The sequence below is a fragment of the Agaribacter flavus genome (genome assembly GCF_042646125.1).
GTDB lineage: Bacteria > Pseudomonadota > Gammaproteobacteria > Enterobacterales > Alteromonadaceae > Glaciecola > Glaciecola flavus.
Genome location: NZ_JBHRSW010000041.1, coordinates 1 through 661, shown reverse-complemented (window position 1 = coordinate 661; position 661 = coordinate 1). Strand labels below are relative to the sequence as shown.

At 40.2% G+C, this 661-nt stretch carries 1 protein-coding gene; it reads right to left on the bottom strand.

The features are described 5' to 3' along the window. Window positions 1-31: 31 nt before the first annotated feature. The gene (locus ACFOHL_RS15055; RefSeq protein ID WP_376921068.1) at window positions 32-613 is read right to left on the bottom strand and encodes a hypothetical protein; all 582 of its coding nucleotides are present in this window, start codon (window positions 611-613) and stop codon (window positions 32-34) included. Window positions 614-661 lie beyond the last annotated feature (48 nt).

The following is a 661-nucleotide window of genomic DNA, read 5'->3' as shown; positions in this document are numbered from 1 at the left end:
TTAATCAATGACCTCATTTTAGGGGCTCAACTTAGTAAAAGAAGAACGGTCTATTTTGATCGCTTACTTTGTAATAGCCCCTTGGTATTTGGTTCACTGTATACCGCACGACATCCCCAAGTAGGTGCTGAGAATTAGCCGTTTGAGCATTATTAATTGATATCGTGTAAGTATAAGCTGATTGTAACTCTGGATATTTTACCCACAGTGTTTGTTTATCATTAGAGAGTTTGAGCGTGGCGCTTATATCCTTTTTGTGGTCTATTTTAGGTGAACCGTAGTCACTATGGTAGTGATAGGTATGTGCTTCTAATTTCAGTTCTGGCATGCTCATAAGCGGCATTGAGAATTGCAGCTTAAAGCCTTCAGCAGTTAAGCTTACGTCTTTCACGAAAAGATATTCTTGCCTATTCCATTTGACAGACTTAATACCTTCATCACCTGCCCAGCCTAAATGCGTTTTACCTATCCATAACTTATCGTCTGCATCAAAAGCAAAGCGATTGTTGCCGATGCCAAGCTGCGCAGTCTCAAGAAATGGGATTGCAGCACCTTGCATTACGCCATTAACTTTATCGGGTAAAAAACGAATAAGTAAGATAACTATGGTCAATTAGCTCAAATAGACGGATTTAGTTTACATGCGGGGGTTTTCGCCGAC